The following is an 18838-nucleotide window of genomic DNA, read 5'->3' as shown; positions in this document are numbered from 1 at the left end:
TCCTGCTCAAGGACTACGACCAACAGACCGGATCATCCCGGTCTGCGCTCACGTCATCCGCTTCCCCGGTGTGGGCTTGGTCCGCGAACCCTACGACGCGACCCCCGACAACTCGAAGAACCGGTACTATGAGATCCAACTGCCCGATTTCTCGCGGGTAATGCTCGAACGGCGCATCCCGACCCTCGAACCGATGACCGACGGGACCACTCCGCTGTTCCAGTCCAGCACGGGCCGCGTGCGCGACCCGACCAACTTCAACGACCAATGGCGGCGCGTCAGGGTCGCGCTCGGCATCCCCGACTCGATCACCGCGCACTCGTTCCGCAAGCTCATGGTGGACCTCGGCTTCGACGCCAGCCTGTCCGCGCGGCTCCGTTCTAACGCGGTATCTTGTCGAGTGAGATCGTCCGAGCAATGAATGATCTCGGGCTCGGCGGGATTGCTTGTGTCGAAACATGGGATTGACGCGGCCGTATGACCGCGACCCGTGCTGTGTGCGCTCGAATCCGTACACGTTGGGGCCACTTACGATCAGGGGTATGGCAGTCGAATCTTCGGACGCCCTGGTGGTGAGCGTGCTGGATCTCTTTGTCGACACGTCGACTTGGCTGGACCTGGCCAAGCGTCGCGACGGCCAGCGGTTGATCCGACTGTCTTGAGTCAAGATCATGGCAGGAACTGGCTGGTCACAAGTGGCCCGTTCCCAATGAATGAGACCACTCGGTATTAGAGTCCCGTTGGCCCTGGTGAGGGCTGGAAGGGACACTGAGGGACATGGCAGGACGTAAGCGGCATTCCGCGGAGGACATCGTGCGGAAGCTGCGCCGTGCCGACGAGCTCGCTGCCGCTGGGCAGACGGGTGAGCAGATCGCTGCTGATCTGGGAGTGTCGGCGGCGACGTTGTATAACTGGCGCCGCCAGTACGGCGGGGTGGACACCGATGCCGCGAAGGAGCTCAAGGAACTGCGTGAGCAGAACGCGAGGTTGAAGCGGCTGCTGGCGGACGCGGAGCTGGAGAAGGACGCGCTGCGGGAGATCGCGAGGGAAAATTTTAGGCCCGGCCAGCAAGCGGCGGGCTGTTGACATGCTCAAACAGGTGATGGGCATGTCGGAACGGTTCGCGTGCAAGGTGGTTGGGCTGCATCGGTCCACGTATCGGCAGCTGCCAGCTGCGCAGACCCCCGCCGATCCGGATGTCGGGTTGCGGGTCTGGCTGCGTTCCTATGCCACGAAACATCAAGGGCACGGGTTCCGGCGTGCGTGGGCGGCGCTGCGGTTCGATGAGGGCTCGCAGGTGAACAAGAAGAGGGTGCACCGGCTCTGGCGGGAGGAAGGCTTGCAGGTGCGGGCGCACTCGCCACGCAAGCGGGCGGGGTGCTCGACTACGCCGCTGGTTGATGCGGATGCACCGAAGGTGGTGTGGGCGTTGGACTTTCAGTTCGACTCCACCACGGATGGGCGCGCGGTGAAGATCGCTTCGATGATCGACGAGCACACCCGTGAATCGCTGCTTCACCTGGTGGAGCGCTCGATCACCGCCGAGCGGCTGGTGGCCGAGTTGCAGGAGGTGTTCACCGCGCGCGCTGGGCCACCGAAGGTGCTGCGTATGGACAACGGTCCTGAAATGATTTCCCATGCGCTGCAACAGTTCTGCGCCGACCGGGTAGGGATCGTCTATATCCCGCCCGGCACGCCGTGGAACAACGGCCATATCGAATCGTTCAACCGGCGGTTACGCAGCGAGTGCCTCAACCGCAACCACTGGACGAGCCTGCTCGAGGCCCGCGTCGTGATCGGCGACTTCAAGGACGAACACAACCGACGGCATCGGCATTCGGCGCTGGGCTATCTGACCCCTGCCGAGTACGCTGCCCGCTGCAGCCACACCCACCACCCCGTGGCCTGCAGCATCAACTGAATCCGGACGAAACAACCCGGACTCCAATGCCGGGTGGTCGCCTTATCGGGGACTGGTCACAAGGTTGGTGCCGGGACGCAAGACCGCTTTCAGACTGCGCGCTCATAGCCGATGGGTGTGTGGTTACCGTGGCAGTCGTGGGCGCGCGAGGAGCACTGTCCGGAAGGAACCGGGGATCTCAGTGGTGCCGCTGGCACGGTGCTGTAGATCAGTCCTTCCTTTGCCGGAAACCGAGTAGGGATCTGCGGAGACCGCTGAACGCATAGCCGGCCGCCCACACTGAAATCAAAATGAGAACAACGAACATCGGTAGCCAGCTGTCCTTATGGTGATCGACGCTCCACCAGACCCCTGTAAACAGAATCGCGCAGATGAACAGCAGGATGTCGCGCAAGCCGCCGCTATAGGAGGCGGCCGCTCTGCGCAGCGGCCGGTATCGGTTAACGGTCGCGACCAGGTCGTCGATGCGACTATCGATGCTCCGTTGGAGTTCGGCTCGCCGCTCCACCTCCTCTGGAGGTAGGCGGTCCAGCAGTTCCATATCCTGCTTGATCGTCTTGCGGACATCCGGGCCCCTCAGATATCCCACCGCTGCACCGAGAGCCAATCCACCGGCGATGGGCGCGATCCCCACAGCAAGGTCAGCTACCGCGGACATGCTTCGCCCTCCCTAGCCACCCCAGCAATATCGCGGCAAGCACCAGTGCCTCGAATACTGGGTAGGCGGCGAGCCGATCGCCCGGCCGTGGGTGGTGGCCGAAGACGACGGATTCACCGTTCACCAGCATGCGGTCGACCTCGGTGTGCGGGATGCCTGCGGCCTCGACGATGTTTTTGACGGTCTGATGCGGACGGATCGGCCGGAGCTGTGCCGCGCACCGCGCGGCGAAGGGCACGAAGTCGTTCAGCTCGGCATACACCCGCGGTTCGACACTTGCGGTCACAGGACCATTGTCGCCCCGACACACAACAACAGTCATCATCCGGTGCTGACCGAACGCATCCGCGCATGTCCCCACCTGCCGCTGATGGCGTTGAACCAACGCAGGCCGACGCCGAATACGGCTGGCGACCGGGCCGGGTCTACTTTCCGGACACTTCGGCCAATCGGGGGCAGATACGTCAATGTTCCGTCTCGTTCGTTGGGCACCATGGAGTCCGTCCCGTTATTGCGCGGAAATGTTGTGAGGAGGCGGGAATCCGTGAGAGTTGCGACTTTTGTCTTCACGTCGGGGGAAACGTCGTGGGCGACGGATCGATGTGGAAGACTCGATCGTGGCGGGCGGCTCCAGACAGGCGGAGACCCTCGTAGGTGACGAGATGCCTTGTTCTCGTTGCCGGCTATCAGGATCTGGTACTTCGAAACCCCTTGCTGGTCTGGTTCATGAACCGGACGGGCGAGGGTGAGTCACACGTCAAGTGACCGACTACGGAGGAGATAGCCATGGCGAGTACGCAACAGGCAATGCCGGCCAGACGGCCACGAAAGGGCAAGAAGAGCGGGCCGGTGACCGAGTATTGCGCCTTGTGGCATATAAAGCCCGGACATGCCGAGCAGGTGATCGATGAGATTGCGGCGGGCCTGTCGAGCCGGGGGGACGTACGGGACATGTACAAGAAGATCGGCGTTCACGACGCCAGGTATGTGGTCCTCGACAACGGTACACGGCTTCTCATCACGATCAGCTTCGACCTGGATTTCGACCCCTACTTCGACGACGCCATCGCATCCCTCGTCGGCGGCGACAAGAGCCAGATCAAGTTTGACTGGATGAATCATCTTGTGGAAGCACCCGAAGGCGGCTACGACTCCATGTCGTGGGAGGCGTTCAAGAATTGGCTGGTCGAGACCCAGACGGAAGCCGACATCTTCGCCAATACCAACGACGCGACCGTGCAAGAGATCGACAAGGCGCTGCGTGTGCAGCAGGCGTTCCAACAGGTGCTCGACCACCCCGAGGCCGCGCAGGCACTCCAGCACCCGGCGTTGAAGCCGCTGCTGGAGGAAGCGGCGGGCTGAACCCGCACAGCGGAACGGTTGGCGGAGGCCACCGGTTATGGAGACGAACGTATCCATGGCAACAGTAGAAGAGCCTGTCGTGCTCGAACTGGATGATATCCAGAACGGGGCCATACATCCGCGGCCCTCGCCGTACGTCGGCGCCTATATTGTGCTGCGCATCGACGACCGGCGCGCCGGTCGCGAGCTGTTACGGAGGCTGATTCCCGCGCTCGCCGACGCCACGAGCCCGATGGATCCAAGCCACCAGGCTTGGGTCAGTGCCGGACTCAGCTTCCAGGGCCTCGAGGCGCTGGGTGTTCCGCAGGACTCGCTCGACAGCTTCCCCCTGGCGTTCCAGCAGGGCATGGCCGCGCGTGCGGCAGAACTGGGGGATGTCGGTGACAGCGCCCCCGAAAACTGGGAGAAGCCGTTTGGGACCCCGGATGTCCATGTCGGGCTCAGCGCGCTCTCCCCCGACACGGCGCGGCTCGAGCCCGTACTCGCGCGCGCCCGGACGGCGTTTGAGGAACTCTCCGGGGTCACCGCCATATGGCACCTGGATTGTCACGTGCTGCCCACGGAGAAAGAAGCTTTCGGGTTCCGGGACGGCATCAGCCATCCAGCAATTGAAGGCAGCGGCATTCCCGGATCGAACCCCCAAGAGAAGCCCCTTAAGGCGGGCGAGTTTTTGCTGGGCTATGAGAATGAGCGGCATGAACTGTCTCCGATGCCGCGGCCCGAGGTCCTGGGTAAGAACGGCACCTACGTCGCTTTTCGGAAGCTGCACCAACGTGTTGCGGCGTTTCGCCAGTATCTGAAAGCGAACTCCTCGAGCCCGGAAGAGGAAGACTTTCTGGCGGCAAAGATGATGGGGCGCTGGCAGAGCGGCGCGCCGTTGGCGCTGTGTCCAATGCGCGATGACCCCGAGTTGGGTGCCGACCCGAAACTCAACAATGATTTCCTCTACAAGAATGATCCGCAGGGCTTGAAAACACCCGCCGGCTCGCACATTCGACGTCTGAATCCGCGCGACTCGGACATCAGCGGCTTCGCGCGTTTTCATCGCATGATCCGGCGCGGCACCAGCTACGGCCCGATGCTTCCGCCCGGGGTCATCGAGGACGATGGCGCCGAACGAGGGTTGGCGTTCGTCTTTGTCGGCGCGAACTTGGAGCGGCAATTCGAGTTCGTCCAGTCGGAGTGGATGAACAAGGGGCAGTTCTTTCATGGCCCTGCCGGCGATAAGGACCCGATCGCGGGCGCGAACAGCGGAAGCGATCACTTCACCATCCCTCAACAGCCGATCCGTCGGCGGCTACAGGGTTTGCCGGCTTTCGTCGTCACACGGGGAGGTGAGTATTTCTTCGTGCCCGGCCTGCGCGCCCTGCACTGGTTGGCCGATCTCGAGACCTGACGAGGAGAACGCAGCGATCTGACGCTCCCTGGCCCGCCCGCAATTCCCGAACGATGGTCGGTGCCTGCGCTGGGTGAGATCGCGCTCCACCAGAGTCTTGTCGATGGTCTGAAGGAGTTGGTGAGAAATGTCTGACCATAATTCCGGGCCTCGGGCCTTAGCAGATCCCGTCGTGGACATCACCGACGTCTACGCTTTCCCCAGTCCGGAACAGCCCGGCCTTCTGGTCCTGGTGCTCAACGTGTTTCCGAACGCAGAACCAGCCGCGCTGTTCTCCGATGCGGTCGACTACCGATTCCGGCTGCGGCCGGTCACGATCCCGCGCGGAACGGCAGCCGCGTTTGCCGTCGGCGAGAAGGAGTACACCTTCAGCTTCCGTTTCGCAGGCCCGGTCGAGCACCAGGCCGGCTCGCCGCTCGCGCAGGAAGGCACCTGCACCGCCTCGACCGGCCAGACCGCGTCCTTCCGGGTGAACGACGAACAGGGTGGAAAGGCTCACGGCCTGCGCGCCTTTGCCGGACGGCGGATGGATCCATTCTTCTTCGACGGCGTCAGGGCGGCGCAAACGATAATGACCCGACAGCTGGCGTTTGTCAGCCCCGGCGACAGCAGGCAGTACCGCCAAAACGTCCTCAGCATCGTCGTCGAACTCGACATCGCCACGACTTTCGGGGCGGACGCCGGACCGCTGTTTGCCGTCGTCGGCGAAACGATGATTCCTGGGCCGATCACGGTCCGTCTCGAGCGCTTCGGCCGCCCCCTGATGAAGAGCGTCGTCCTTGGCGCAAAGGACTTCGATACCGTCAACCGGGATCTGGATATTCGCGATCTGTATAACCAGGAGGACCCATACAACCTGGGGCCGACATACCTTGGTGCGTACCGGGCGCGGATGAACGCGAATCTCGGCTTCTGGGATGGCCTCGACCACAAGACCGACTGGCCGCCGGACGCGCACGGCACCCACCCCCTGACCGAGCTGCTGTTGGCCGATTTCATGGTGATCGATGTGTCGAAGCCGTACGCCGAGGATAGCTACTTCGAGATCGAGCGGGCGTTGCTGAAGGGCGCCAGCCATCAGAGCTGTGGTGGCCGAAGCCTCAATGACGATGTCGCAGACACCATTGTGACGACGCTGGTCAATGCCGGCAACGGCGCCCGGATCAGCGACGGTGTCGACCAACAGGCAGTTCGGGCCTCTCGCACCTTCCCATATCTCGTTCCCCCGGAACTGAACCCTCCGGCCAAGATCGAGCTTTCCCTTGACAAGTCCGGGTGAGGACGGTGATGACGAGACGCAGCGACCCGGCAACAACCGGCGGGGTGATCGATGGCGAGTTACCAACGACGGCAGGTGCTCTCGCGCTGGCGAATCTGCAAGCGCAGATCGACGGCCAGCAGCGGATGGCCCTCGCGGGAGGGCTCGATGTTGGTGGTCGAGCCGAGCTCTTCGAACTAGTGGCGCTGCGGGGGCACATCCTCGGTTGCATCGCAGACTACGAATGGGCGCAAGCCCGGGCCGAACAGCTCACGCACGATCGCCCGGCTGACGGCGCAGCCCTTATTGCTCGTGCCCGGGCGCGCGCGACATTCCATCGCTTCACCGATGCGCTGGGTGACCTCGATGAAGCCCGGCGGCTCGGAGCAGATCCCGCCGTGGTGGATGCCGAACACGCCGCGATCCTCCAGGCGGTCGGACGCTACGACGAAGCCCTCACATTCATGCGGGAGGCTGTGAAACGCCGAGCTGATTTCGCCTCTGTCGCGGCGCTGGCTTCGCTCTGCGCTGAGAGCGGGGATGTGGCCACGGCCGAGCATCTATTCGACGAGAGTCGGGATCACTACCGGGGGGTCTCGCCGATTCCGCTGGCGCAGCTCTACTTTCGGCGCGCCAAAATGTGGCTCGCGCAGGGGAATCTCCCACTTGGGCACAGTTGGCTCAGCGCCGCGCATCGCCGCCTTCCGGCCTACGCCCCCGCGCAAGGCCATCTGGCCGAAGTCGAGGCGGCCCTCGGCGAGACCGACTCCGCGATCGCCCGGCTGCACCCGCTGACGATCTCCTCCGACGACCCCGACTACCCGGCACAACTCGCCCGCATACTGAGCGAGGTCGGCCGCGTAGAAGAGGCTCATGAGTGGCGTGCCCGGGCGGCAGCCCGCTACAACGAACTGGTCGCGCGACATCCCGAGGCCTTCGCCGACCACGCGGCGGAGTTCTGGCTCGACGCAGGTGCCAACCCTCATCGGGCACTACGGCTCGCGAAGAGGAACCTCGAGGTCCGCCAGACACCACGGGCCCATGAGCTCCTCGCTCGCGCCACGCGTGCAGTTGACGGCGCTCGGGCCGGAGACACGAGATAGGCGTAGCGGACGTCATCGTTATCGGTGCCGAACCGGCCAGTATGTTCGCCACACAAGCAACGGTGCGCCCTCATTGGGGCATCATCTCTTCTGCAGACCGAATAGTTAGGGTTGTTGCCTCCCGGTTCCGGTGGGTGCATGGCCTTGTTCGCGTGCCGCATTCCACGCCAACCTAATTCACGGTGAGTCGCCGCAGTTCCGCCTGGTTTTCGCGCTGCCGGAACTGCTCGCTGACTGGCTGCTCAACAGCGATGGCCCCGCAGCACCGCGGGTGCGCGACATCAAGCCAGGCATGCTGTCCTCGATCGTCGTCTTCCAAGGCAACCGACTCCTGCGCTTGCTGTACCAGCCGCACCGCGCCGCCAGTGAGTCCGACACATCGGCGGACAAGGTGCAGCTTCGAGTGTTTATCCTGCACTGTGGCCAACCGGCCGTGTCGCCGATCTGGACGACACCGATGATGTTCGCTGGCGGTCAGCAGGCGGGTAGTCATACCCGAACGCTGCGAATGTCCTATGCCGCTTATCGAGCGGTTTTCCGCTGGTCACAGTTGGTTAAAGGCTGCGCTGGGTACTCGATCGTCGATCGCCTGGTGCGGCCTGATCGTGTCGTAGATGCTCCGGAAGCGGTGAACCTCCATATCCAGGGCATCGCCGTCGGCGATCACACCACGGAACAGGTGCTCGTATTTCAGGGTGCCGAAGAACCGCTCGATCACACCGTTGGTCTGTGGCGCCCGGACCCGGGTGCGGACGTGCCGCAGGAGCGGATCCGCTCCTGCGAACGCGGTCTTGAATACCTCGCCGCGGAAGCAGGGGCCGTTGTCCGACACCACCGCGATCGGCGCCGGTGCCATGCCGAGCACCTCGCCGGCCGGACCGATGACCTCGGCCAGCCCACGGTCAGTCCGTAAATCGGCTAATCCGAGCACCCGCTCGGCCTCGGTGACGGCAAGCTGTAAGCAGGCCAGCGCGTCGGCGCCGCGAGCGGTCGGAGTAACCGTGATGGCCAGGCAGTATTTTGTGGCGTAGTCGATGACCGCGCAGATCCGCCAGATGCCGCCGCCGGTGGTTTCGAATTCGCTGAAATCCGTTTGCCACACTCGGTTGCGTTGCGTTGGTGGATCGCGGAACACCCTGCGCCGCAACATCGCCCATGATTTCCGGTCGGCGCGATAGCCTCGCGGCAACAGCAACCCGCGCCGCCGCAGGGCCCGCTGCGCCGTCGAAGTCGACACCTCGTAGCCGTCAGCATTCAGCGACAGACGGTCCTGCCTTCGAGCACGGGCGATGCGGTGACGCCGACAGGAGTCGAGTCTTGAGTGAGCGCAGCGAGCGATCATTGGGCACAGCCGGGCCGCTCACTCGTGCTGGAGCCGAGCGGCACCGATGCTGGCCGTCACTGGACGGCCGCCGGACACTGCCGCTGTGGGGCACGTAGTGCTGCATCCAGGGAACCGAATTCCGGATCGATGGCGCACTCATCGGCCTGGCCGGGCGGCACGTCGATACCCCGACCGGCAACGGTGGTGTCGGAGGGCGACCCGATCCGGTGGGGGCGTGCCGCATAGAGGGTGATGAACTGGTGCATGGCAAGCGAACTCACGATCATCCGGGTGTCAGGAGATGTTCACGGGCGGCGACGGGCGGAAAGTGACCGGTAGCGCGGTCAGGGCCCGGTGGAACGGTCCCGGACGCCACACCAGGTCCGCTCGCGTGGCGGCGAGTTCCATATCCGGGAGCGCGTCCAGGAGCTGGTCGATCGCGTCTTGGACGATCAGGTAGGCGATGGTGCGGGCCGGGCAGGCGTGTCGGCCGACGCTCCAGGCGAGGTGGGAACGGTTGCCGGTGTGGTCGCCGGAAACGATGGTGGGGTCGGTGTTGGCGGCGGCGAGGCTGATCAGCACCGGCTGATGCGCCGGCAGCCAAGTCATGCCGGTGAGGACGGGGGTGCGGGGGTAGGTGGTGCAGAAGTTCGCCATCGGCGGGTCGTGGAACAACACCTCGTCGAGCGCGTCTCTGCTCGACAGGCTGCCGCTGACCAGGCCCCCACCGAACCGTTCATCGGTCAGCATCAGCAGAACGGTGTTGGTGATCAGGTTGAACTGGGCTTCTCCGCCCGCGCCGTAGAAACTCATCAGCTGGGCGAGTACTTCGGTCTCGTCGAGCTGATGGGGGTGGGTGAGCAGCCGTGTAGTGGCATCGTTGCCGGGATGCGCTTGTTTGAACCGTCACGGGTAAGGGACCGGCTTCAGTTTCAGACCAGCGCCGGTCGGCGTGGCGATAGTTGAGCGTAGTAGGCGGCCTCGTACTCGGCTGGGGTGAGGTAGTCGAGCCGGGAATGCAGGCGGGCGTTGTTGTACCAGTCGCACCATTCCATCAGCGCGTACTCGACATCGGATATTGTCTTGAATGGGCCGTGCCGGCGCACGACCTCGGTCTTGAACAGGCCGATGATCGTTTCGGCGAGTGCATTGTCGTAGGCATCTCCGACCGATCCGATCGATGGTGAAATACCTTGGAGTGCAAGGGATTCAGTGAAGTTCACCGATACATATTGCTCAGGCTCAACCGGTGGACGCAACACCCGAGGTCACGGAGGGTGTTATGGGAAGGCCATCGGACTGGATGCGGGAGGTCACCGGGCGAGCGCTGATGCGGTCGCCGGGCGCTCCCGGGATGCAGCGTTCAGTAGAGCGACTGTTCTGGGACAAGGTCGCCGAGGGCCTGCTTCCGGCGGAAGCTGGTGTCGCAGTAGGGGTATCGCCTGTCAAGGGCAGTCGATGGTTCCGAGATGCTGGCGGGATGTCACCGTACTCGTGGCCTCGTCCTGGCGGCCGCTACCTATCTTTCGCCGAACGCGAGGAGATCGCGCTGCTCAAAGCCCAAGGCAACGGCGTACGCCAGATCGCGCGTGTGCTCGGCCGCAGTCCATCGACGATTTCGCGTGAGTTGCGGCGCAACGCCGCCACTCGGGGCGGGAAACTGCATTACCGCGCGTCGGTGGCGCAGTGGAAAACCGAACTGTTCGCCCGCCGACCCAAGACCGCGAAACTCGTGGATAACCCGCGACTTCGCAACTACGTCCAGGCGCGCCTGGCGGCACCGATCACCGACGAGCGCGGCAACACCGTCAAAGGCCCGATGACGCGAGCCTGGACCGGCCGCAACAAGCCCCATCGCGCCGACCGGCACTGGGTGCAGGCGTGGAGTCCTGAGCAGATCGCCAAGCGGCTGCGCATCGACTTCCCTGATGATGAGTCGATGCGGATCAGCCACGAAGCCATCTACCAGGCGCTATATATTGAAGGTCGTGGTGGGCTCAGCCGTGAACTGATCTTGAACTTGCGGACCGGGCGCGCGTTGCGGATGCCTCGGGCCCGCTCAAAACGTGTGGCCTGGGCGCACGTCACCCCAGATGTGTTGATCAGCGAACGTCCCGCCGAAGCCGACGATCGCGCGGTCGCCGGGCACTGGGAAGGTGACCTCATCATCGGCACCGAACGGTCGGCTATTGCCACCCTCGTCGATCGGAGCACTCGATTCACGATGCTGGTTCACTTGCCCCGCGAACGAGGATGGGGCACCAGTGCGCCGGTGAAGAACGGTCCCGCGCTCAGCGGTTACGGGGCGGCCTCGATGAACAAGGCTCTCGCGGCAGCGATCGGGAAACTGCCTGCGCAGATGGTGAAGTCGCTGACCTGGGATCGGGGGAAGGAGCTGTCCGCGCACGCGGCGTTGACGACCAAGACCGGTGTCGCGGTATTCTTCGCCGATCCGCATAGCCCATGGCAGCGCGGGACCAATGAGAACACGAATGGCCTTCTGCGCCAGTACTTTCCGAAAGGCACTGACCTGTCGCGTTGGAGTAAGCGCGACTTGGCTGCAGTCGCTCACGCACTCAACACGCGACCGCGGAAGGTCCTTGGATGGCGTACTCCGGCCGAGGCGATGGAACAGCATCTACAATCGCTTCAACAACGAAACGTTGCGTCGACCAGTTGAATTCGCCTTGAGACCCCGCGTCGGAATGATGTATCAGTCCGGGCTCGACGGGATGCCCGTAGTAATCTCGCCGCCATACGGCCATGTTGACTGCTTTGGACACCAGCGGTGTGGTTTTCGACGCCGAGACGTTCCAGCCGACGATCGCACGGGAGTAGGCGTCGAAAACGAACGCCACATACGCCCACCCTGTCCCCCGCATTCCGCGTAATTCTGGTCGCCTGGAGCCGCGATTTGGGTCCTGAACTGCGTGGACATGGGTGAGTGCGCCGGGAGACCGTGTCTCTAGGCGTGGGTGTCGGTGCTGGTCAGGGGGTTGGGGTGAGTTCGATGATCTGCTTGGGTGCAGGGATGTCGAGCTTGGCGAGTAGGTCGCGTTGGGGCTTGGTGGGTTCGGTGGTTCGGCGGAAGGTGCCGGTGGGGCCGGTGAAGGTGCCGACGTGGAGGCGGTCGAGTTCGCGGCGGGCATTGAACCAGGTTGTGCCGGTGGTGGTTTCGGTGATGCGGATGAGCAGCAGCGCGAGCCAGCAGAGGATGACGTGGGCGCGGATGCGTTCCTCGAGGCGGTGGTAGACCGGTCGCAGGTCGAGGACCTGTTTCATGTCGCGCCAGCCGCGTTCGACTTCGAGGAGCTGCTTGTATCCCAGGGCGATGTCTTCGGCAGACAGTTTCGGGTCGCTGCAGCGCAGCAGGTACTTGCCGTCGAAGTTGGCTTCGGCCTTGACCTTCGCGGCGTCGATGCGCAGCTTCCCGCTCGGGGTGACGCGCAGGAAGCGGGTCAGTCCGGGCTTGGCTGAGATCTTGCCGCGCAACTCGCCGCGTTTGAAGTCCGACAGGGTGTCCGAGCCGTCGATCAGCTCGCCCAGCTGGGCGACGAGCTGTTCACGCATGTGCTTGTCACGGTCGGCGGCCTCGGGGTTGTGGCAGATCACGAACCGTTCCGACTCGCTGATGCGGACTTCCTTGACGCGCATGTTCTCGGCGATCTCGAGGTAGCGGCCTTGGCGCGACATCGCTGCCTTGACTTCTTCGGAGCCCGACCGCATCTTCTCGCCGATGATGTAGTGGTGATCGCCCGAGCGCAGGTAGCGGCGGTTTTCCGCGGAGGAGAAGCCGCGGTCGGTGACCCACACGATCTTGGCCAGTGTCCAGTCCCGCATGTCGTCTTTGACCTGCCGGATCAGCGCCTGATCCGACGCGTTGCCCGGCCAGCACCAGGCGCGCACCGGGATCCCGTCACGGGTCACGGCCATGCCGATCACGATCTGCGGCAGGTCGTCACGGGAGTCCTTGCTCTTGCCGTAGGTACGGAACCCGCCCTCGGCCGCATCGGTGGTCTCGCTGCCGGGGATCGGGGTGCCGCGCTCATCACGGGCGATCGGGTCGTCGGCGTCGGCGAGCTCGAAATATGTTGAGGTGGTATCGAAAAACAGCAGGTCTACCTCCAGGTTGAGCAGGGTCGCGACCCGGTCGAACACCTGCTTCTCCAACTCCTCGCGCACCGAGTGCAGCCAGTCCATCGCCCGATAACAGGCATCGTCGCTGGTCTGTGCCAGTCTGTCGATGTGCACGTCGTGGTTGATCCAGTCCGCGGCAGCCAGTTTCGACGACGGCGCCAGCGCCCGGTTGGCGACCAGCCCGAACAAAACCCTCTCGGTCGCGCTCACGTCCCGGGGCCGGCCGCGGCGCGGCTGCCCGAGCCGGGACACGATGGTATCTATGCCCAGCCGCCGCCATAGATGATCGAGCACATACGCCCCGCCGAACGCCCTGGAGGACACGAACTCCAACCCCGCACCCTCCGCTGTGGCGGCCAGGCCCTCGCCCGGCTCGAGCAGCCGCGACAACGACCCGACCAGCCGTTTCACCGCGTCACGGTCAAGTTCGTCCTCACGGCCGAAGGTAAACAGCACCTTCGGAGTCGCCCGCCCCTTCACCGGATCCCACACGTTGTGGGCCAGATGCAGATACCTGACCGTGCCGGACTTGTTGTCCCGCTTGGTCGTCTTCACGTACATGACTCCAGACGCTACGACAAAACAGCAGAACAATCCACTGAAACAACAAGAATCGCGTCTCTAGGCAGAATCAGGGAATCCTCTCCACTCCGACCCGCCGACCAGCTGATACGCCAAGCCACTACCTCCACAACCCCCGAATTACGCGGAACGCGGGTGTCCAGGTCGAGACGTAGGTGAAATCGGCCACCCATACCTGGTTCGGCGCGGTAGCGGTGAAGTCGCGGTTGAGCCTGTCACGGGCGCGTATCCCGTCTTTGGCGGGGATCGTGGTCCGATGTCGCCGGCCTCTGACAACACCGTTGAGCCCCAGTTCGCGCATGATTCGGTCCACGGTGCAGAACGCCACGTCATGGCCCTGACGACGCAGCCAGCGCGTCATCTTCCGGCGTCCGTAGAGCTGCTCGGGTGCGCCGTCGAGCCCACGTAACGTGTTCTCGACGGCGGCGTCGGCGATGTCACGCGCCGACGCGGGTCGGCGGCGGGCCTTACGGTAGGTCCTGGGCGCGATCTGAACTCCGTGCACCGACAGTGCATGGCAGATCGACTCGACGCCGTAGACCTGGCGATATTCGTCGATGAATCCGACGATCAGCGGTGTCGCGGGTCGAGCTCCCGCGCGAAAAAAGCCGACGCCAGCTTCAGGATCTCGTTGGTCTGCTTGAGATCTCGGACCCCGACGACCGGAGTTGATTCTGTCAAGATAATGGTGCCCTTTCCGCTGCGACGGATCGCGACACCCGGGCAGGGCAGGCAGACAAGACATTAACGAGGAACTGCCAGGCTCCTGATTAAGCCATGCCAGCCCTGTCCAGGGCGATGCTGCAAACGCGCGCCCCGCCACCAGCCGGACAGAGCAGGTCGAAGACAACCCAGCAGGGCGTCAGTCAGGGGCACAGTCACGACCAGCGACGGGACGCAAGATCATCATCAATGTCGGGGGTTTGGGTTCGGGCACTCCCGCACGGGCCGGACCCATGGTCCCGTCTTACCCCCACACCCGCCCCTTTTCGCGGGCCCGGCCCGACCAGGCGAAACCAACACACCGCGTCAATCAGCACTGCCCTACAAACACGTCGGCCGGATTCTTGACGACTAGATGACAATTGGCCACAGAACACACGGTACTGTCGGCCCCGTGACCGGCGGATATGCTTTTAGGGGGCACATTGGTAACTCACCGGGAACGCCCAAAACCCGAGCGGCACCCAACGCAGGACCTGAACGCGAATCCGGCGGCTCCTACTTGTACGGTCTGAAGATCCGGAGAGGCGGGGGAGTTCAGTGCTTGCGCCGGACCGAGGCCTCGACGAGATCCAGCACGGCGGTGAGGTTCTCGTTGGTGTGGCCGGAGGCAATCCGGGCGATCAGGCCGTCCAGGACGAGATCGAGGTAGCCGAGCAGGACGTCGGTGGGGACGTCGTCGCGCAGTGCCCCCGCGGCCTTGCGGCGCTCCAAACGGGCCAGCGTAGCGGTGGTGAGTTCGGCGGAGCGCTGGGTCCAGCCCGCGCGGAACTCCGCATCGGTGCGCAGCCGCCGTGCGATCTCCAAACGTGTTCCGAGCCAGTTGAACTGCTCGGGATGGGCGAGCATATCGCGCATCACCTGCACGATGCCCTGGTTGGCTGCGACATCGGCCATGCGTTCGGCGTCCTCTTGGGCGAGGGCGAGGAACAACGCGTCCTTGTCGCGGAAATGGTGGAAGATGGCGCCCCGCGATAGCCCGATCTCCTCCTCCAGACGGCGCACGGTGGCGCCCTCGTAGCCGTATTCGGCGAAGCATCGGCGTGCTCCGTCCAGAATCTGGCTGCGCCGGGCGGCGAGGTGATCGTCACTGACCTTGGGCATGAGGGCTCCTCCGAACGAAGCGGGGCGGCGCGAAGCGGAATGTGGAGAGGTCCGCGCACCACGGAAGCGGTGCGCGGACCCTCTACGGCGGCTTCTGCCGTCCGCCCTCGGCGCGAACCGACGGCGGACGGTCAGCGAAACAGCTCAGCCGCGGATCATATTGCGCAGTACGTACTGCAGAATGCCGCCGTTGCGGTAGTAATCGGCCTCACCAGGGGTGTCGATCCGGACCACCGCGTCGAAGATGATCTTGTCACCGTTCTCCTTGGTAGCGGTGACCTTCATGGTCTTCGGGGTGACGCCCTCGTTCAGCCGGGTGATGCCCTCGATGTCGAAGGTCTCGGTACCGTCGAGCTTCAGCGACGCGGCCGACTCGCCCGCGGGGAATTGCAGCGGGACGACGCCCATGCCGATGAGGTTGGAGCGGTGGATGCGCTCGAAGGACTCCGTGATGACGGCCTTCACACCGAGCAAGCGTGTGCCTTTGGCGGCCCAGTCACGCGAGGATCCCGAGCCGTACTCCTTGCCGCCGAGCACGACCAGCGGGATGCCCGCGGCCTGGTAGTTCTGCGCGGCGTCGTAGATGAACGCCTGCGGGCCGCCCTCCTGGGTGAAGTCACGGGTGTAGCCACCCGAGACGTCGTCGAGCAACTGGTTGCGCAGCCGAATGTTGGCGAAGGTGCCGCGGATCATCACCTCATGGTTACCGCGCCGGGAACCGTAGGAGTTGTAGTCCTTGCGGTCGACGCCGTTGGCCTCCAGGTACTGCGCGGCCGGGGTGCCCGGCTTGATGTTGCCCGCGGGGGAGATGTGGTCGGTGGTGACCGAGTCCCCCAGCAGCGCGAGCACGCGGGCACCCTTGATGTCGGTAACCTGCTCCGGGGTCTGCGGCATGCCCTCGAAGTACGGGGGCTTACGCACGTAGGTGGACTCCTCGGCCCACTCGAAGGTCTTACCTTCCGGGGTGGGCAGGCTGCGCCAGCGCTCGTCGCCCTTGAAGACGTCCTTGTAGTCCTCGAGGAACATGTCGCGGCTGATGACCCGGTCGATGGTGTCCTGGATCTCCTGCGGTGACGGCCAGAGGTCCTTCAGGAAGACGTCGTTGCCGTCCTTGTCTTGGCCGAGGGCATCGTGGTCGAAGTCGAAGTCCATGGTGCCCGCGAGCGCGTAGGCGATCACCAGCGGTGGGGAGGCCAGGTAGTTCATCTTCACATCGGGGGAGATGCGGCCTTCGAAATTGCGGTTGCCGGACAGCACCGCGGTAACCGTGAGGTCGTTGTCGTTGACCGCCTTGGAGATCTCCTCCGGCAGCGGGCCGGTGTTGCCGATGCAGGTGGCGCAGCCGAAGGCGACCAGGTTGAAGCCGAGCTTGTCCAGGTAGGGCCAGAGGCCCGCCTTCTCGTAGTAGCCGTTGACGACCTGCGAACCCGGCGCCATGGAGGTCTTGACCCACGGCTTACGGGTGAGGCCCTTGTCCACCGCGTTGCGGGCGAGCAGGGCGGCGCCGAGCATGACCGACGGGTTGGAGGTGTTGGTGCAGGAGGTGATCGAGGCGACCACGACCGCGCCGTGGTCGAGCACGAAGTCGCCGTACTCCTCGGTCTGCACCTTGACGGGCTTGGACGGACGGCCCTCGGCGCCGTTCGCGGCCGACGCCAGCACGGCGTCGTCGTCGGCGAAGGACAGCACTGCCGGATCGCTGGCCGGGAAAGACTCCTCGATGGCCTCGTCCAGGTGCGTGTGCGGTGTGGCGGCGGCCGGGCCGGTGACCGCGTCGTCGGTGTAGTTGTGGATGTCCTTGCGGAAGGCGGTCTTGGATTCCGACAACAGGATTCGGTCCTGCGGGCGCTTCGGACCCGCGATGGACGGCACCACGGTGCTCAGGTCCAGCTCCAGGTACTCGGAGTAGGCGGGCTCCTTGTCGGCGTCGTGCCAGAGGCCCTGCTCCTTGGCGTAGGCCTCGACCAGCGCGACCTGCTCGTCGGAGCGACCGGTCAGGCGCAGGTACTCGACGGTGACCTCATCGATCGGGAAGATCGCCGCGGTGGAACCGAACTCGGGACTCATATTGCCCAGAGTGGCGCGGTTGGCCAGCGGCACCTCGGCGACGCCCTTGCCGTAGAACTCGACGAACTTGCCGACCACGCCGTGCTTGCGCAGCATGTCCGTGACGGTGAGCACGACGTCGGTCGCGGTCACGCCCGGGTTGATCTCACCGGTCAGCTTGAAGCCGACCACGCGCGGGATCAGCATCGAGACGGGCTGGCCGAGCATGGCCGCCTCGGCCTCGATGCCGCCGACACCCCAACCCAGGACGCCGAGGCCGTTGACCATCGTGGTGTGCGAGTCGGTGCCGACGCAGGTGTCGGGGTAGGCCTGGCGGATGACATTGCCACCCGAGCGGGGGCCCTGCGTGGTTACACCCGCGGCCGCCTTCTCCGGGCGGTCGCGGACCATGACGACACGGGCCAGGTGCTCGATGTTGACCTGGTGCACGATGCCGGTGCTCGGCGGAACGACCTTGAAGTCGTCGAACGCGGTCTGGCCCCAGCGCAGGAACTGGTAGCGCTCACCGTTGCGCTGGTATTCGATGTCGACGTTGCGCTCGAAGGCGTCGGCGCGACCGAATACGTCGATGATGACCGAGTGGTCGATGACCATCTCGGCGGGGGCGAGCGGGTTCACCTTGTCCGGGTCGCCGCCGAGGGTGGCGACGGCCTCGCGCATGGTCGCCAGGTCGACGATGCACGGCACGCCGGTGAAGTCCTGCATGATGACGCGTGCGGGGGTGAACTGGATCTCGGTGTTCGGCTCGGCCGACGGATCCCACTGCGCGATGGCGCGAATGTGATCGGCGGTGATGTTGGCGCCGTCCTCGGTGCGGAGCAGGTTTTCCGCGAGGACCTTCAGTGCGTAGGGGAGTTTCTCGGTGCCGGGCACGGCGGAGAGGCGGAAGATCTCGTAGGAGTTGCTTCCGACCTCGAGGGTGCCCTTGGCGCCGAAAGTATCGATACTTGTCGTCACGTCAGCTCCACTCGTCTGTGCGGGTGGCCGCCGGCGGGGCTGTGCCGGCGACCGAGTCTTCGGAGGTGTTCCCGCGCCGGAGGCGCCGGGTTCCTCGCGCTACGACCTTAACAGTACGCTTGTCCTGTGAAGCACCTGGGGGCCGCTGGGCGTGCCGCACGTGGGTGCTGCGACACTCCGTCGCGTACTGTGCTTTCGAGCCAGCAAGGGGGACCTCGCTCGACCCTGCAGTGTTGGATGCCCGTC

15 protein-coding genes, 3 pseudogenes and 1 other annotated feature are annotated in these 18838 nt (G+C 64.5%); of the genes and pseudogenes, 7 read left to right on the top strand and 11 right to left on the bottom strand.

Features of this window, described 5'->3' with window-relative positions:
• The first annotated feature begins 76 nt into the window (after positions 1-76).
• Together OHB12_RS10655 and OHB12_RS10650 are read left to right on the top strand one after the other, a co-directional pair.
• On the top strand, positions 77-421 hold the full coding sequence (locus OHB12_RS10655; RefSeq protein ID WP_327118562.1) for a hypothetical protein: 345 nt from the start codon (positions 77-79) through the stop codon (positions 419-421).
• A gap of 356 nt (positions 422-777) precedes the next feature.
• Positions 778-1921, top strand: a protein-coding gene (locus tag OHB12_RS10650) for an IS3 family transposase (RefSeq protein WP_327114188.1) whose coding sequence is annotated in 2 segments (ribosomal slippage) — positions 778-1043 and positions 1042-1921 — 1146 coding nt in all. Because the reading frame shifts where the segments join, the coding sequence is not laid out codon by codon here.
• A gap of 208 nt (positions 1922-2129) precedes the next feature.
• Here OHB12_RS10650 and OHB12_RS10645 read toward each other — a convergent pair.
• The gene (locus OHB12_RS10645) at positions 2130-2579 is read right to left on the bottom strand and encodes a hypothetical protein (protein WP_327118560.1); all 450 of its coding nucleotides are present in this window, start codon (positions 2577-2579) and stop codon (positions 2130-2132) included.
• The gene (locus OHB12_RS10640; RefSeq protein ID WP_327118558.1) at positions 2563-2865 is read right to left on the bottom strand and encodes a hypothetical protein; all 303 of its coding nucleotides are present in this window, start codon (positions 2863-2865) and stop codon (positions 2563-2565) included. Before OHB12_RS10640 ends, OHB12_RS10645 begins: the two co-directional genes overlap by 17 nt.
• Before the next feature lie 500 nt (positions 2866-3365).
• Here OHB12_RS10640 and OHB12_RS10635 point away from each other — a divergent pair, with 500 nt between their 5' ends.
• The 4 genes from OHB12_RS10635 to OHB12_RS10620 all read left to right on the top strand — a co-directional run bounded on the left by OHB12_RS10635 (position 3366) and on the right by OHB12_RS10620 (position 7698).
• Positions 3366-3941: a hypothetical protein gene (locus tag OHB12_RS10635; RefSeq protein WP_327118556.1), complete on the top strand. Its 576-nt coding sequence runs from the start codon at positions 3366-3368 to the stop codon at positions 3939-3941.
• Between the two features lie 55 nt (positions 3942-3996).
• Complete coding sequence (locus OHB12_RS10630; RefSeq protein ID WP_327118554.1) at positions 3997-5337, top strand: Dyp-type peroxidase; 1341 nt, start codon at positions 3997-3999, stop codon at positions 5335-5337.
• Positions 5338-5464: 127 nt separating this feature from the next.
• Positions 5465-6616, top strand: a complete 1152-nt coding sequence (locus OHB12_RS10625) for a DUF4331 family protein (RefSeq protein ID WP_327118552.1) — start codon at positions 5465-5467, stop codon at positions 6614-6616.
• Between the two features lie 8 nt (positions 6617-6624).
• Entirely contained in the window at positions 6625-7698 is a 1074-nt protein-coding gene (locus OHB12_RS10620; protein ID WP_327118550.1) for a tetratricopeptide repeat protein, read from the top strand.
• Positions 7699-8242: 544 nt separating this feature from the next.
• On the opposite strand, the gene OHB12_RS10615 is transcribed toward OHB12_RS10620, so the two are convergent.
• The 4 genes and pseudogenes from OHB12_RS10615 to OHB12_RS10600 form a co-directional block, all read right to left on the bottom strand.
• A complete protein-coding gene (locus tag OHB12_RS10615) occupies positions 8243-8935 on the bottom strand; it encodes an integrase core domain-containing protein (RefSeq protein ID WP_327118548.1) in 693 nt (230 codons plus the stop codon).
• Between the two features lie 161 nt (positions 8936-9096).
• The gene (locus OHB12_RS10610; protein ID WP_327118546.1) at positions 9097-9303 is read right to left on the bottom strand and encodes a hypothetical protein; all 207 of its coding nucleotides are present in this window, start codon (positions 9301-9303) and stop codon (positions 9097-9099) included.
• Between the two features lie 13 nt (positions 9304-9316).
• Positions 9317-9922, bottom strand: a pseudogene (locus OHB12_RS10605) (cytochrome P450); the annotation flags it as partial.
• Between the two features lie 32 nt (positions 9923-9954).
• Positions 9955-10263, bottom strand: a pseudogene (locus tag OHB12_RS10600) (integrase core domain-containing protein); the annotation flags it as partial.
• Between the two features lie 62 nt (positions 10264-10325).
• Here OHB12_RS10600 and OHB12_RS10595 point away from each other — a divergent pair.
• Positions 10326-11702: an IS30 family transposase gene (locus OHB12_RS10595; protein ID WP_327120998.1), complete on the top strand. Its 1377-nt coding sequence runs from the start codon at positions 10326-10328 to the stop codon at positions 11700-11702.
• Between the two features lie 4 nt (positions 11703-11706).
• Here OHB12_RS10595 and OHB12_RS10590 read toward each other — a convergent pair.
• From OHB12_RS10590 to OHB12_RS10570, 5 genes and pseudogenes are all read right to left on the bottom strand, one after another.
• Positions 11707-11892 (bottom strand): annotated as a pseudogene (locus OHB12_RS10590) (DDE-type integrase/transposase/recombinase); the annotation flags it as partial.
• 118 nt (positions 11893-12010) lie between these two features.
• Entirely contained in the window at positions 12011-13720 is a 1710-nt protein-coding gene (locus OHB12_RS10585) for an IS1634 family transposase (protein WP_327115706.1), read from the bottom strand.
• Between the two features lie 121 nt (positions 13721-13841).
• Positions 13842-14246: an IS3 family transposase gene (locus OHB12_RS10580; RefSeq protein ID WP_327118544.1), complete on the bottom strand. Its 405-nt coding sequence runs from the start codon at positions 14244-14246 to the stop codon at positions 13842-13844.
• Positions 14223-14351, bottom strand: a sequence feature (AL1L pseudoknot). It overlaps the preceding gene by 24 nt.
• Positions 14352-15001: 650 nt before the next feature.
• Positions 15002-15568, bottom strand: coding sequence for a TetR/AcrR family transcriptional regulator (locus tag OHB12_RS10575; protein ID WP_327118542.1), 567 nt, complete (start codon positions 15566-15568; stop codon positions 15002-15004).
• A 144-nt stretch (positions 15569-15712) separates the two neighbouring features.
• On the bottom strand, positions 15713-18592 hold the full coding sequence (locus OHB12_RS10570; RefSeq protein WP_327118540.1) for an aconitate hydratase: 2880 nt from the start codon (positions 18590-18592) through the stop codon (positions 15713-15715).
• Positions 18593-18838: the final 246 nt, after the last annotated feature.

It is taken from the genome of Nocardia sp. NBC_01730 (assembly GCF_035920445.1).
Taxonomy (GTDB): domain Bacteria; phylum Actinomycetota; class Actinomycetes; order Mycobacteriales; family Mycobacteriaceae; genus Nocardia.
Note: the sequence above shows the minus strand (reverse complement) of the source record. Positions and strands in the feature narration are given on the sequence as shown.